Raw genomic sequence first — 13,181 nt, forward strand, 5'->3', positions numbered from 1 at the left:
ATTACGCTTTCCCGCTTCAGAGTCAAGCGTTTGTTTTGCTTTTCTCTGCTGACCCGGCGGCTTGCGTGCCGTTGTTCCGTGTCAGTGGAGGCGCATTATAGGGAGTTATTCTGAGGCTGCAAGTGCAAAGTGAAAATTATTTACCGACTGCTCACTTTCCAGGCAAAACACATCTCAGACATTAATTCTTGCCTGGTTTTTAAACAAAAACGAGCCGCAAGCGGCCCGTTTTTGCGTTTTGTGACTTACTGCACTGCCACAATTCGGTCTTCGTTGGCTTCCAGACGGATAACTTTGCCCGGAACCAGCTCCCCAGAGAGGATTTGTTGTGCCAGCGGGTTTTCGATCTGCTGCTGGATAGCACGTTTTAACGGACGCGCACCATAAACAGGATCGTAACCATTCTCGCTCAGCAGTTTCAGCGCATCATCCGAGATGTGGATTTCATACCCACGCTCTTCCAGACGTTTGTACAGACGCTGCAACTGGATCTGCGCAATCGACGCAATGTGTTTCTCACCCAGCGGATGGAACACGACCACTTCATCAATACGGTTGATGAACTCCGGACGGAAGTTTTGGCTGACCACACCCAGCACCAGATCTTTCATATGGCTGTAATCCAGCTCACCGAAGCGTTCCTGAATCAAATCGGAACCCAGGTTCGAGGTCATGATCACCACCGTGTTACGGAAGTCGACCGTTCTTCCCTGCCCATCCGTCAGACGCCCATCATCCAGCACCTGCAACAGAATGTTAAACACGTCAGGATGTGCCTTTTCTACTTCATCCAGCAGGATGACGGAATAAGGACGACGGCGAACCGCTTCCGTCAGATAACCGCCCTCTTCATAACCGACATATCCCGGAGGCGCACCGACCAGACGCGAGACGGCGTGTTTCTCCATAAACTCGGACATATCGATACGCACCATCGCGTCATCGCTGTCGAACATAAAGTTAGCCAGCGCTTTACACAGCTCGGTTTTACCGACACCGGTTGGCCCCAGGAACAGGAACGAGCCGATTGGACGATTCGGATCGGACAGCCCCGCACGGCTACGACGAATGGCGTTAGATACCGCTTCGACCGCTTCGTTCTGTCCAATGACGCGCTGATGCAGATCCTGCTCCATACGCAGCAGTTTCTCGCGTTCGCTTTCCATCATGCGAGCCACAGGAATACCCGTCCAGCGCGCCAGCACTTCGGCAATCTCGGCATCCGTCACTTTATTACGCAACAGACGCATGGTTTTGCCTTCCGATTGCGTGGCGATCTCAAGTTGTTTTTCCAGCTCAGGGATCTTGCCGTACTGTAGTTCGGACATCCGTGCCAGATCCCCTACGCGACGCGCCTGCTCAATGGCAATTTTAGCCTGCTCCAGCTCCGCCTTGATTGTCTGGGTGCCAGAGAGGGAGGCTTTCTCAGCTTTCCACTCTTCTTCCAGCTCAGAATACTGACGCTCTTTCTCGTCCAGTTCTACGTTGAGCATATCAAGGCGTTTCTTGCTCGCTTCATCAGACTCTTTGTTCAGCGCCTGCTGTTCCAGCTTGAGCTGGATAATACGGCGATCGAGTCGGTCCAGCTCTTCCGGTTTCGAGTCAATCTGCATACGGATGCTGGACGCCGCTTCATCGATAAGGTCAATGGCTTTATCCGGCAACTGACGGTCGGCAATGTAACGATGCGAAAGCGTCGCCGCCGCAACGATGGCCGGGTCGGTGATCTGCACGTGATGGTGCAGCTCATAACGCTCTTTCAGACCACGCAAAATGGCGATGGTATCTTCTACGCTTGGTTCAGCGACAAACACCTTCTGGAAACGACGCTCCAGCGCGGCATCTTTTTCAATGTACTGACGGTACTCGTCCAGCGTAGTGGCGCCGACGCAGTGAAGTTCACCGCGCGCCAGAGCAGGTTTCAGCATGTTCCCGGCATCCATTGCGCCGTCAGCTTTACCCGCCCCCACCATGGTGTGCAGTTCGTCGATAAACAGGATGACGTTACCTTCCTGCTTCGCCAGATCGTTCAGCACGCCTTTCAGACGCTCTTCAAATTCACCGCGGTATTTCGCCCCGGCCACCAGCGCGCCCATATCCAGCGCCAGTACGCGACGGCCTTTCAGCCCTTCGGGCACTTCGCCATTAACGATACGCTGCGCCAGCCCTTCAACGATGGCGGTTTTACCGACGCCTGGCTCACCAATCAGCACCGGGTTGTTTTTGGTACGACGTTGCAGTACCTGGATTGTCCGGCGGATTTCTTCGTCGCGGCCGATCACCGGGTCAAGTTTGCCCTGCTCGGCACGTTCGGTCAGGTCGACCGTAAATTTCTTCAAAGCCTGACGTTGGTCTTCGGCTCCCTGGTCGTTCACGCTTTCACCTCCGCGCATTTTCTCAATCGCCTGGGTCACATTAGCGGTGGTTGCACCGGCGGATTTCAGCAGGTCGGTTAAGGTACCGCGTGATTCAAGCGCCGCCAGAACAAACAGCTCTGACGAAATAAAGTTGTCCCCACGTTTTTGCGCCAGCTTGTCGCAAAGGTTCAGCACGCGCACCAGATCCTGCGACGGCTGCACGTCGCCGCCGGTACCTTCGACCTGCGGTAAACGGCTCAGCGCCTGATCGATGGCGGTGCGTAACTGGCCGGCATTAATGCCAGCGGACGTTAATAACGGACGTACCGATCCCCCTTCCTGATTCAGCAAGGCGCTCATTAAATGAAGAGGTTCGATAAATTGGTTGTCGTGCCCCAGTGCGAGGGACTGGGCATCGGCGAGAGCAAGCTGGAATTTATTAGTAAGACGATCCAGACGCATAACTCCTCCCATAACAGGTCAAATTTGCTACTGGAGATTAAATGAGGTCATCCCTCAATTATTCAAGGTTAATAACCTGAATTATGTGAAAAGAAAACGGCGCGTACCGGATCGTCTTGATTCTTTAGGTTATATCAGCCAAATGAAACTTGCCATACGGCCTGTCGTCTTGTCGCGGCGATAGGAGAAAAAATCACCCTTTTCGGTGAAGGTACAGCGATCTCCGCCGAAGATTTGAGTCACACCGACGTTATTCAGGCGCTGGCGGGCAAGCTGGTAAATATCGGCCAGATATTTATCTCCGGAAGCCACAAACGCTTCGACCGCTTGCGGATCTTTTTCCATAAAGGCATCGCGCACTTCGGGCCCGACCTCAAATGCCTGCGGGCCAATCGCCGGGCCAAGCCAGGCGATAAGATTTGCAGAATCGTCCTGAAAGCAGGCGACGGTCTCTTCCAGCACGCCTTCGCACAGGCCTCGCCATCCGGCGTGGGCAGCAGCCACTTCAGTTCCTGCCTGATTGCAGAACAACACCGGCAGGCAATCAGCAGTCATCACCGCGCAAACCGTTCCCGGCGTATTGCTGTACGAAGCATCGGCGCGTTTAGACGCATAGGGCTCACCCGTCAGCTTCAGCACCGCTTTACCGTGCACCTGCTCAAGCCAGACCGGTTTTGAAGGAAGGTTTCCCGCAGCAAAGAGGCGTTTACGGTTCTCTTCAACGTGCTCCAGGTTATCGCCACAGTGCGCACCGAGGTTCAAAGACTCCCACGCGCCCTGGCTCACGCCACCGATACGGGTTGAACTACAGGCGGCCACGCCTTCAGGCAGTGGCCACTCCGGGACAATCAGTTTGGTCATAACCAGTCCACGTGATCCTTATGTTCTTCGAAATCTGCGCGCATCGCGTCGATAAGTTCCACCATATCCTGTGGGATCGGCGCATGCCATTCCATCTGAATTCCGGTGATTGGGTGGTAAAGACGCAGCATCGTCGCATGCAGCGCCTGGCGATCGAATTTACGCAGCACGGAGATGAATTCATCCGATGCGCCCTTTGGTGGACGCGGACGACCGCCGTAAACCGGGTCACCCACCAGCGGATGGGTAATATGCGCCATGTGCACGCGGATCTGGTGAGTACGCCCGGTTTCCAGGCGCAGACGCAGGCGGGTATGAATACGGAAATGTTCCATGATGCGGTAATGGGTTACCGCCGGTTTACCCATCGGGTGTACGGACATATGCGTACGCTTGGTTGGGTGACGGCTGATAGGCTCTTCCACCGTGCCGCCAGAGGTCATATGACCAATCGCCACCGCTTCATACTCACGGGTGATTTCGCGCAGTTGCAACGATTCCACCAGGCGAGTCTGGGCGGGAATCGTCTTCGCCACTACCATCAGACCCGTGGTGTCTTTATCCAGACGGTGAACAATACCGGCACGCGGTACGTCGGCAATCGGCGGATAATAATGAAGGAGTGCGTTAAGTACCGTACCGTCAGGATTGCCCGCGCCCGGGTGAACAACAAAGTCGCGCGGCTTGTTGATGACCAGAATGTCGTCATCTTCGTAGACGATATCCAGCGGGATATCCTGCGGCTCGAAGCGGATTTCCTCTTCGATTTCAGCATTGATGGCGACAGCTTCCCCACCAAACACTTTCTCTTTTGGTTTGTCCCAGATCTTGCCGTTTACCAGCACGCGCTGGTCAAGGATCCATTCTTTTATGCGTGAACGCGAATAATCAGGGAACAATTCGGCCAAAGCCTGATCTAAGCGTTGACCGAGCTGATTTTCGGAGACTGTTGCGGTGAGTTCTACTCGTTGTGCCATAAACTGCTTCTTCGTTTAACGTTGGGTTTTACGGCTTTGCCGTTTAATATAGTGTGCTATTGTAGCTGGTCTTAATCGGGAGCAGGAACTGAGTTTCTCCCGGACAAACATTTGAGGAAAGTCAAAACGTCATGACGCGCATGAAATATCTGGTGGCAGCGGCCACGTTGAGCCTGGCTTTGGTGGGCTGCTCCGGTTCGAATGAACAGGTCCCTGACAATCCGCCGAATGAAATCTATGCGACTGCACAACAAAAGTTGCAGGACGGTAACTGGAAACAGGCGATAACGCAACTGGAAGCGTTGGATAATCGCTATCCGTTTGGTCCGTATTCGCAGCAGGTACAGTTAGATCTTATCTACGCCTACTACAAAAATGCCGATCTGCCGCTGGCTCAGGCAACGATCGATCGTTTCATGCGTCTGAACCCTACCCATCCTAACATCGATTACGTGATGTACATGCGCGGCCTGACTAACATGGCGCTGGATGACAGTGCATTGCAGGGCTTCTTCGGGGTGGATCGTTCCGACCGTGACCCGCAACATGCGCGTGATGCTTTCAATGACTTCTCCAAACTGGTGCGTAGCTACCCGAACAGCCAGTACATTACCGATGCCACTAAGCGTCTGGTGTTCCTGAAAGATCGTCTGGCGAAATATGAGTACTCCGTTGCGGAATACTACACCCGCCGTGGCGCATGGGTTGCCGTGGTTAACCGTGTAGAAGGCATGCTGCGTGATTATCCGGATACCCAGGCAACGCGTGATGGCCTGAAGCTGATGGAAAATGCGTATCGCCAGATGCAGATGACGGCTCAGGCTGACAAAGTGGCGAAAATCATCGCCGCGAACAGCAGCAACACCTGATACCGCTACAACGCATAACGGCAGCCCGCGGGCTGCCGTTTTTTTGTTCTTTCAGACTTACGCTGAAGCGGTTTAGCTTCAACACATCCATTCAACTATGACCGCAATTGTTGGCTTCGACAAGGTAAATCTCACCTCTTCCTGCCCTGCCTCACAAAAAAGATTCCCTGACAAAAACCGACAAAATAACGTGATCTAAATCACACATTTTGACATTGGGTCGGGTATGCTGGAATCACCAAGACGGAAAGACAAGAGGTAAAATTTATGACAATGAACATTACCAGTAAACAAATGGAAATTACTCCGGCAATCCGCCAGCACGTCGCAGACCGTCTCGCCAAACTGGATAAATGGCAAACACATTTGATTAATCCACATATCATCCTGTCCAAGGAGCCGCAGGGTTTCATCGCTGATGCAACTATCAATACTCCAAACGGCCATCTGGTCGCCAGCGCAAAACACGAGGATATGTACACCGCAATTAACGATTTGATCAACAAGCTGGAACGGCAGCTCAATAAAGTGCAACACAAAGGTGAAGCACGTCGCGCCGCAACCTCGGTGAAAGACGCCAGCTTCGCGGAAGAAGTTGAAGAAGAGTAATCCTCTAAAATTGAGTGTACCGACAACGCGCCTTCGGGCGCGTTTTTTATTGACAGGATCAAAACAGTGCAGGTACTTTAACTCTATCATTTTCAGGATGACCTTATGAAACAGACGCCGTTTTTCTTCGCATTCTTTTTTACCTTCCCCTGACCGGGAGGCGTTTCGTCGTGTGATAAAGAATGCGAAGACGAACAACAAGGCCTCCCACACCGGGAGGCCTTTTTTATTGATAACGATAAAATGAGACAGACAACACTATGACACCGGAAAACCCGCTCCTGGATTTACGCGTAAAAATCAGTGCACTCGACGAAAAATTACTGGCCCTGCTGGCCGAACGCCGCGCGCTCGCCATTGAAGTGGGCAAAGCGAAGCTCGAGTCCCATCGGCCGGTGCGCGATATCGATCGCGAACGTGATTTACTGGAACGGTTGATTCAACTCGGCAAAGCGCATCATCTGGATGCGCACTACATCACCCGCCTGTTCCAGCTCATCATTGAAGATTCCGTTCTGACGCAACAGGCCCTGCTCCAGCAGCATCTGAACAAAACCAACCCGCACTCTGCTCGTATCGCTTTCCTCGGCCCGAAAGGCTCCTATTCTCATCTGGCGGCTCGCCAGTACGCAGCCCGCCATTTCGAAGAGTTTATTGAGAGCGGTTGCGCGAAATTTGCAGACATTTTCAACCAGGTCGAAACCGGCCAGGCAGATTACGCCGTGGTGCCTATTGAGAACACCAGTTCCGGCGCCATCAACGATGTTTACGATTTGCTCCAGCACACCAGCCTGTCGTTAGTCGGCGAGTTGACCATCCCTATCGATCACTGTGTGCTGGTCTCTGGCTCAACCGATCTGAGTCAGATCGAAACGGTGTACAGTCACCCGCAGCCGTTCCAGCAGTGCAGCCAGTTCCTGAACCGTTATCCGCACTGGAAAATTGAGTACACCGAAAGCACCTCGGCGGCGATGGAAAAAGTGGCGCAGGCAAACTCTCCTGCCGTCGCGGCTCTCGGTAGCGAAGCGGGCGGCGCGCTGTATGGCTTACAGGTGCTGGAACGCAATCTGGCCAACCAGACGCAGAATATCACCCGTTTCGTGGTTCTGGCCCGCAAGGCCATCAACGTGTCGGACCAGGTCCCGGCGAAAACCACCCTGTTGATGGCGACCGGCCAGCAGGCGGGTGCGCTGGTTGAAGCGCTGCTGGTGCTGCGTAATCACAACCTGATCATGACGAAGCTGGAATCCCGCCCAATACATGGCAACCCGTGGGAAGAGATGTTCTATCTCGACGTTCAGGCCAACCTGGAGTCTGCATCCATGCAGAAAGCCCTGCGCGAACTGGGCGAGATCACACGCTCCATGAAAGTGCTGGGCTGCTATCCGAGCGAAACCGTGGTCCCGGTCGATCCGGCTTAATGTTCGATAAAGCGGCTTTTCTTCATCCCTGCCACATTTACAGGCAGGGTGAAGATGGCACCGGAAAGCGGGTATTTCGCCAGCTCCTCCGCCTCCATATTTTCCCGCGTGGTGGTGATAAACAGCGTTTTCATATCGTCGCCGCCAAAGCAGACCATTGTCGGGCAGCGTACCGGCAGCCGATACTCTTCCAGCTGTTCGCCTTGCGGTGAAAACCGTGCGATACGCCAGCCGTCAAACAGTGCGCTCCAGTAGCAGCCTTCCTCATCCATTGCCGCACCGTCGGGAATACCGTCTCCCTCGCTAAACCGGCGAAACTCTTCGCGCTTACCGGGTTCCCCCTGCTCATCAAGCGGCGTACGGTAAATCACACCGTTCGGCGTATCAGAAGTAAACATCCACCGTTTGTCACGACTAAACGCTAAACCGTTATGCCCGTGAATATCGCACTGGATCACTTTCGGCGTCAGGTCGTTGTCGATACGCATCAGCATGGCGCCGTTATAATCTCCCGGCCCCCAGAACGTGCCCGCATAAAACCGTCCCTGATGATCGGTACCGCCATCGTTAAAACGTGCAAGCTGCGGGTTGGATGGGTTATCGCAAACCTTACGCTGGAGCAGGCCGTGTTTATCGGTCAGCCAGATGGCGTTTCGCATCGCGACGATAAATCCGCCGCGTTCACGCAGGGCAAAACACCCAACTTCTTCATGGAATGAGAGCACCGAGTGTTCCGCGGTGGGCAGATGGTACCGATGGATCTCCCCTTCCAGGATATCCGCCCAGTAGAGCGCCTTCTCTTCTGCACTCCACGTCGGGCATTCAGGCAGATGCCCGGTATAGTTCAACAGCAGCTGCGGTTCAGCCATGACAGTTCCCCAAAATGAAAAAAGCCAGCAATGCTGGCTTTCAGTATATACATCATTACATTACTGGCGACTGTCATTTGCCTGGCGCAACAGCGTGCGGCTTTCACTCTGGAATCGCGTGGCGTAATCACCGAACCAGTGCTCCACTTTACGGAAACTGTCGATAAACGCTTGTTTATCGCCGTGTTCCAGCAAGGAGATCGCTTCGCCAAAACGCTGATAGTAGCGCTTGATCAGCGCCAGGTTATTTTCAGACGACATGATGATGTCGGCGTAAAGCTGTGGATCCTGGGCAAACAGTCGCCCGACCATCGCCAGCTCCAGACGATAGATTGGCGAGGAAAGCGCCAGCAATTGTTCAAGCTGAACGTTCTCTTCCGCCAGGTGCAGCCCATAGGCGAAGGTTGCAAAGTGGCGCAGCGCCTGAATAAACGCCATGTTCTGGTCATGCTCAACCGCACTGATACGGTGCAAACGTGCCCCCCAGACCTGAATCTGTTCCAGGAACCACTGATACGCTTCCGGCTGACGACCGTCGCAGTAAACCACTACCTGCTTCGCCAGGCTGCCGCTGTCCGGGCCAAACATCGGGTGTAACCCAAGCACGGGCCCGGTGTGCGCCGCCAGCATTGCCTGTAGAGGACCATTTTTAACGGACGCCAGATCCACCAGAATGCAATCTTCCGGCAGCGGAGGAAGTTTCGCGATAATCTGCTCCGTCACATGAATCGGTACGCTGACGATAACCATTCCGGCATCCTTCATGAGTTCCGGTGCATGCGGCCAGTCCTCTTTTTCCAGGATGCGCACCTGATAGCCAGAAAGCGTCAGCATTTTTTCAAACAGACGCCCCATCTGGCCGCCGCCACCGACAATCACCACCGGACGCAGCGACGGACAGAGGGTTTTGAAGCCCTTGTCGTTTTCGCTGGAATAGGATTCCCGCATCACACGACGCAGGACATCTTCAATTAAGTCCGGTGAAACGCCCAGCGCCTGTGCCTCTTTACGGCGGGAGGCGAGCATAGAGGCCTCACGCTCCGGAACGTAAATTGGCAGGCCATATTTGCTTTTAACTTCGCCGACCTCAGCAACCAGTGCCATGCGGCGCGCCAGCAGGTCCAGCAACGCCTTATCCACTTCATCAATTTGATCGCGTAATGCGGTCAATTCAGCAACCATAACTATCCTCTTATGCCAGACGCGTCGCCAGCTGGCCGTTCAAATCTTTGTGGATCTCACGCAGTAGCGCATCAGTGGTTTCCCAGCTGATGCAAGCATCCGTGACGGAGACGCCGGGCTTCATCGCGCTACGCGGCTGTTCCGATGACTGATTGCCTTCATGAATATTACTTTCAATCATCAGGCCGATAATTGAACGGTTACCATCTTTAATCTGTGCAATCACAGATTCTGCAACCGCAGGCTGGCGACGGTAATCTTTATTCGAATTACCATGACTGCAATCTACCATCAGCGCCGGACGCAGTCCCGCTTGTTCCATCTCTTTTTCACACTGCGCGACATCCGCCGGGCTGTAGTTTGGCGCTTTACCACCGCGCAGGATCACATGCCCGTCCGGATTGCCCTGCGTTTGCAGCAGGCATACCTGGCCCGCCTGGTTGATCCCGACAAAACGATGGGGCATAGCGGCGGCGCGCATGGCGTTAATCGCCGTGGCCAGGCTGCCGTCGGTACCGTTTTTAAAACCAACCGGCATAGACAGGCCAGATGCCATCTCGCGGTGGGTTTGTGACTCGGTGGTGCGCGCCCCAATCGCAGACCAGCTAAACAGATCGCCGAGGTACTGCGGGCTGTTCGGATCCAGCGCTTCGGTTGCCAGCGGCAGCCCCATGCTGACCAGCTCCACCAGCAGGCGACGCGCAATCTTCAGGCCCGCTTCCACATCAAACGAGCCATCCATGTGCGGATCGTTAATCAACCCTTTCCAGCCAACCGTAGTACGTGGCTTTTCAAAATAGACGCGCATCACCAGATAGAGGCTATCGCTGACCTCCTCCGCTAATGCTTTAAATCGACGAGCGTACTCAATGGCGGTTTCAGGATCGTGAATGGAGCAAGGACCACATACCACCAGCAGGCGCGGATCGCGGCCTGCGATAATGTCAGAAATGGTCTGGCGCGAGTGCTCAATCTGAGCTTCCTGCGCGACGCTCAGCGGGAATTCCGCCTTCAGTTGATCCGGGGTGATTAACACCTGTTCGTCAGTGATATGTACGTTGTTCAGCGCGTCTTTTTGCATGATTGCGATCCTGTCAAACTCGTTTGCGATAGTGGTTTTCCTCGAAGAGGTGACACAACGATATCACATCAAGTAAAGATTTCAATCCAAAATACGTACACATTACTTTACAGAAGCCCTTTAATTGCAAAATTAATGGCCTAAAACCGTAAATTTAAAATTACACACGCACAGTTGTAAGCCAGGCTATGCTCACAAAAAGGAGAATAGCCATGCGTTCAATTACTCTCATGTTGTTGTCGCTGATTTTGTCGGGTTGCCAGATCAATCCTTATACTTTTCAGCCTGGCTGGACCAGCCCGGACTGGTTCACTGCCGGTAAAGAAGACGCTATGAATGGTGTTCCGGTTAAAGATAACCAGGCGCTGGCCGATAGTTTTAATGACCCCCAGGTTGATCGAGGGGAATATCTTCGTGGCTACGCTGACGGACAGAAAAAAATATGCGAAGAGGGCTTTATTCACGCCTGGGGATTAGCGGGAAAATCATTTCCTGCCAGCTGCGATACAACTGAAAATGCAGTAAAACTGTATGAATCCTGGCAACAAGGAATGGATGAAAGTATGCGTTCCAGCAGGCTGAATTGAGCCTGCCTGAATTCCATTGAATATAGCTCACTGTAAGATTTAGCTTAGGTCAAAACAGGGATATTTCTGACATAATGACGGCTTTGATAAACAATGGTATTCTGCCGACAATTCTTAAGGACATCTATTTCCGGGGCGGTTTGGCGGATTCTGATGAGAAATGCAATCTTGATCGCTTTGCTCCGACTCCCCCTGGCGCTAATGCTGTTCATTTTAGTGGCCCCTGCAAAGGCAGGCTCGTTCACTGAAACGGATAAATCAGTACGTTCGATTGTTTCTGGTATCGTGAGCTACACCCGATGGCCAGCACTGTCTGGCCAGCCTAAGCTCTGTATTTATGCCTCTTCCCATTACAGACAGGCGCTCAGCAGTGAAGATGAACACAACCCGTTGCCCTATAGTCCTGTCATTGTGCATAGCGATCGGGAAGCACTCACAGCAAGGTGCGATGCCCTCTATTTCGGGAGCGAGTCGCCAGCAAAACAACAGGAAATAATAAATCAATATCAGGGCCAGGCGTTGCTATTAATGTCAGAACAAAATCCTGAATGCGTTATTGGCAGCGCATTTTGTCTGATAATAGAGCACAACCAGGTCAGGTTTTCCGTAAATCTGGATGCGCTGGCGCGCAGTGGCGTAAGAGTCAATCCGGATGTATTAATGCTCGCACGGAATAAGAAGCATGAATAAGGAAGTCGTACCAACACCGCGTCCGACGTTTAAAAGAACGTTGCGGCGAATCAGCATGATAAGCGTCATTATAACGATGACGTTTATATGGTTGCTGCTGTGTTTCGCTTCCGTGGTGACATTAAAGCAATACGCGCAAAAAAACCTCGAACTTACCGGCGCCACCATGAGCCACAGCCTTGAAGCCTCTCTGGTGTTCAACGATGCCGTGGCAGCAAATGAAACGCTGGCGACCCTCGGCAAGCAGGGGCAGTTTGCCGTGGCGGAAGTGCTTAATGCACATCATAAACGGTTTGCCTGGTGGTCGTGGAACCCGGCGGATAATACCGACACGCTGGGCGCGCTGGTCAACCGGTGGCTGTTCCCTGTTCCTGTCGCACAGCCCATCATACATAACGGCAATGTGATTGGCGAAATTCGTCTGACCGCACGCGACAGCCTGATTAGCCACTTTATCTGGCTCTCGTTTGCAGTCCTCACCGGGTGCATTCTTTTTGCTTCTGCCGTCGCATTGACCATCACCCGCTCGCTACATCATGGCATGGTTGTTGAAATGCAAAACATCACTGACGTTGTGCATGACGTTCGCACCAACCGCAACTTTTCTCGCCGGGTAACGGAAGGCCGCATTGAAGAGTTCCACCAGTTTGGAGAAGACTTCAACAGCCTGCTGGATGAAATGGAAGAGTGGCAGCTCAAACTACAGGCGAAAAACGCTCAACTGTTGCGTACCGCCATGCACGATCCGCTCACGGGGCTTGCAAACCGCGCCGCGTTTCGCAACAACATTGCAGCATTAATGAATGACGCTTCGGCAAAAACCAATTCCGCCCTGCTATTTCTGGACGGTGATAACTTCAAGTTTATCAATGACACCTGGGGTCATGCCGCGGGTGACTGCGTTCTGATCGAAGCCGCAAAAAGGATGGTCGAATTTGGCGAAAAACGTCATCAGTCTTACCGTCTTGGCGGCGACGAATTTGCCATGATCCTTTACGGTGTCCACACCGCGCGTGAGGTCGAATATATTTGCGCTGCGCTGTCGCAGCAATTTATCCGTCCGTTTGATCTGCATAACGGGCACACAGCATCAATGTCACTCAGCATTGGCTTTGCTCTGGCATGGGAAAATGCCTCCGTTGAGGCCTTACTGGAGCAAGCCGATCGCAATATGTATCTGGTCAAAAACCAGCGTTCGAAAACAATATCCTGAAAG

General features: G+C 53.1%; 13 protein-coding genes and 1 other annotated feature. Of the genes, 7 read left to right on the forward strand and 6 right to left on the reverse strand.

The window, feature by feature from the left end:
• Positions 1 to 245: 245 nt before the first annotated feature.
• The 3 genes from clpB to rluD all read right to left on the reverse strand — a co-directional run bounded on the left by clpB (position 246) and on the right by rluD (position 4,657).
• Entirely contained in the window at positions 246 to 2,819 is a 2,574-nt protein-coding gene (gene clpB / locus ACOTX1_RS22590) for an ATP-dependent chaperone ClpB (RefSeq protein WP_023314683.1), read from the reverse strand.
• 129 nt (positions 2,820 to 2,948) lie between these two features.
• Complete coding sequence (yfiH, locus tag ACOTX1_RS22595; protein WP_003863167.1) at positions 2,949 to 3,680, reverse strand: purine nucleoside phosphorylase YfiH; 732 nt, start codon at positions 3,678 to 3,680, stop codon at positions 2,949 to 2,951.
• Positions 3,677 to 4,657, reverse strand: a complete 981-nt coding sequence (gene rluD / locus ACOTX1_RS22600; protein ID WP_023314684.1) for a 23S rRNA pseudouridine(1911/1915/1917) synthase RluD — start codon at positions 4,655 to 4,657, stop codon at positions 3,677 to 3,679. Before rluD ends, yfiH begins: the two co-directional genes overlap by 4 nt.
• 131 nt (positions 4,658 to 4,788) lie before the next feature.
• Between rluD and bamD the strand changes: the two genes are divergently transcribed.
• From bamD to pheA, 4 genes are all read left to right on the forward strand, one after another.
• The gene (gene bamD / locus ACOTX1_RS22605) at positions 4,789 to 5,526 is read left to right on the forward strand and encodes an outer membrane protein assembly factor BamD (protein WP_003863164.1); all 738 of its coding nucleotides are present in this window, start codon (positions 4,789 to 4,791) and stop codon (positions 5,524 to 5,526) included.
• 267 nt (positions 5,527 to 5,793) lie between these two features.
• Entirely contained in the window at positions 5,794 to 6,135 is a 342-nt protein-coding gene (gene raiA / locus ACOTX1_RS22610) for a ribosome-associated translation inhibitor RaiA (RefSeq protein ID WP_003863162.1), read from the forward strand.
• A 104-nt stretch (positions 6,136 to 6,239) separates the two neighbouring features.
• Positions 6,240 to 6,365: a sequence feature (Phe leader region), on the forward strand.
• On the forward strand, positions 6,241 to 6,288 hold the full coding sequence (gene pheL / locus ACOTX1_RS22615) for a pheA operon leader peptide PheL (protein WP_100229775.1): 48 nt from the start codon (positions 6,241 to 6,243) through the stop codon (positions 6,286 to 6,288). It overlaps the preceding feature by 48 nt.
• Before the next feature lie 30 nt (positions 6,366 to 6,395).
• Complete coding sequence (pheA, locus tag ACOTX1_RS22620) at positions 6,396 to 7,556, forward strand: bifunctional chorismate mutase/prephenate dehydratase (RefSeq protein ID WP_023314685.1); 1,161 nt, start codon at positions 6,396 to 6,398, stop codon at positions 7,554 to 7,556.
• On the opposite strand, the gene ACOTX1_RS22625 is transcribed toward pheA, so the two are convergent.
• The 3 genes from ACOTX1_RS22625 to aroF are packed head-to-tail and all read right to left on the reverse strand — an operon-like array spanning position 7,553 to position 10,688.
• Positions 7,553 to 8,425: an SMP-30/gluconolactonase/LRE family protein gene (locus tag ACOTX1_RS22625; RefSeq protein ID WP_023314686.1), complete on the reverse strand. Its 873-nt coding sequence runs from the start codon at positions 8,423 to 8,425 to the stop codon at positions 7,553 to 7,555. The genes pheA and ACOTX1_RS22625 overlap by 4 nt on opposite strands.
• Before the next feature lie 60 nt (positions 8,426 to 8,485).
• Positions 8,486 to 9,607, reverse strand: a complete 1,122-nt coding sequence (gene tyrA, locus ACOTX1_RS22630; RefSeq protein WP_023314687.1) for a bifunctional chorismate mutase/prephenate dehydrogenase — start codon at positions 9,605 to 9,607, stop codon at positions 8,486 to 8,488.
• Positions 9,608 to 9,617: 10 nt separating this feature from the next.
• On the reverse strand, positions 9,618 to 10,688 hold the full coding sequence (gene aroF / locus ACOTX1_RS22635; RefSeq protein ID WP_006811632.1) for a 3-deoxy-7-phosphoheptulonate synthase AroF: 1,071 nt from the start codon (positions 10,686 to 10,688) through the stop codon (positions 9,618 to 9,620).
• A gap of 212 nt (positions 10,689 to 10,900) precedes the next feature.
• Between aroF and ACOTX1_RS22640 the strand changes: the two genes are divergently transcribed.
• The 3 genes from ACOTX1_RS22640 to dgcN all read left to right on the forward strand — a co-directional run bounded on the left by ACOTX1_RS22640 (position 10,901) and on the right by dgcN (position 13,178).
• Positions 10,901 to 11,275, forward strand: a complete 375-nt coding sequence (locus ACOTX1_RS22640; protein WP_023314688.1) for a DUF2799 domain-containing protein — start codon at positions 10,901 to 10,903, stop codon at positions 11,273 to 11,275.
• A 153-nt stretch (positions 11,276 to 11,428) separates the two neighbouring features.
• Positions 11,429 to 11,965 carry a YfiR family protein gene (locus ACOTX1_RS22645; protein WP_003863149.1) on the forward strand — a complete coding sequence of 179 codons (537 nt, stop codon included), beginning with the start codon at positions 11,429 to 11,431 and terminating at the stop codon, positions 11,963 to 11,965.
• Complete coding sequence (dgcN, locus tag ACOTX1_RS22650) at positions 11,958 to 13,178, forward strand: diguanylate cyclase DgcN (protein ID WP_003863147.1); 1,221 nt, start codon at positions 11,958 to 11,960, stop codon at positions 13,176 to 13,178. The genes ACOTX1_RS22645 and dgcN overlap by 8 nt, the downstream gene beginning before the upstream one ends.
• Positions 13,179 to 13,181: the final 3 nt, after the last annotated feature.

This window comes from Enterobacter cloacae complex sp. IR5401 (assembly GCF_049238425.1).
GTDB classification, from domain to species: domain Bacteria; phylum Pseudomonadota; class Gammaproteobacteria; order Enterobacterales; family Enterobacteriaceae; genus Enterobacter; species Enterobacter hormaechei_C.

What these genes read in the sequence shown, in the direction of transcription:
- clpB (WP_023314683.1), bottom strand. Translation starts at nt 2,819, where the DNA reads ATGCGTCTGGATCGTCTTACTAATAAATTCCAGCTTGCTCTCGCCGAT.
- yfiH (WP_003863167.1), bottom strand. Translation starts at nt 3,680, where the DNA reads ATGACCAAACTGATTGTCCCGGAGTGGCCACTGCCTGAAGGCGTGGCC.
- rluD (WP_023314684.1), bottom strand. Translation starts at nt 4,657, where the DNA reads ATGGCACAACGAGTAGAACTCACCGCAACAGTCTCCGAAAATCAGCTC.
- bamD (WP_003863164.1), top strand. Translation starts at nt 4,789, where the DNA reads ATGACGCGCATGAAATATCTGGTGGCAGCGGCCACGTTGAGCCTGGCT.
- raiA (WP_003863162.1), top strand. Translation starts at nt 5,794, where the DNA reads ATGACAATGAACATTACCAGTAAACAAATGGAAATTACTCCGGCAATC.
- pheA (WP_023314685.1), top strand. Translation starts at nt 6,396, where the DNA reads ATGACACCGGAAAACCCGCTCCTGGATTTACGCGTAAAAATCAGTGCA.
- ACOTX1_RS22625 (WP_023314686.1), bottom strand. Translation starts at nt 8,425, where the DNA reads ATGGCTGAACCGCAGCTGCTGTTGAACTATACCGGGCATCTGCCTGAA.
- tyrA (WP_023314687.1), bottom strand. Translation starts at nt 9,607, where the DNA reads ATGGTTGCTGAATTGACCGCATTACGCGATCAAATTGATGAAGTGGAT.
- aroF (WP_006811632.1), bottom strand. Translation starts at nt 10,688, where the DNA reads ATGCAAAAAGACGCGCTGAACAACGTACATATCACTGACGAACAGGTG.
- ACOTX1_RS22640 (WP_023314688.1), top strand. Translation starts at nt 10,901, where the DNA reads ATGCGTTCAATTACTCTCATGTTGTTGTCGCTGATTTTGTCGGGTTGC.
- ACOTX1_RS22645 (WP_003863149.1), top strand. Translation starts at nt 11,429, where the DNA reads ATGAGAAATGCAATCTTGATCGCTTTGCTCCGACTCCCCCTGGCGCTA.
- dgcN (WP_003863147.1), top strand. Translation starts at nt 11,958, where the DNA reads ATGAATAAGGAAGTCGTACCAACACCGCGTCCGACGTTTAAAAGAACG.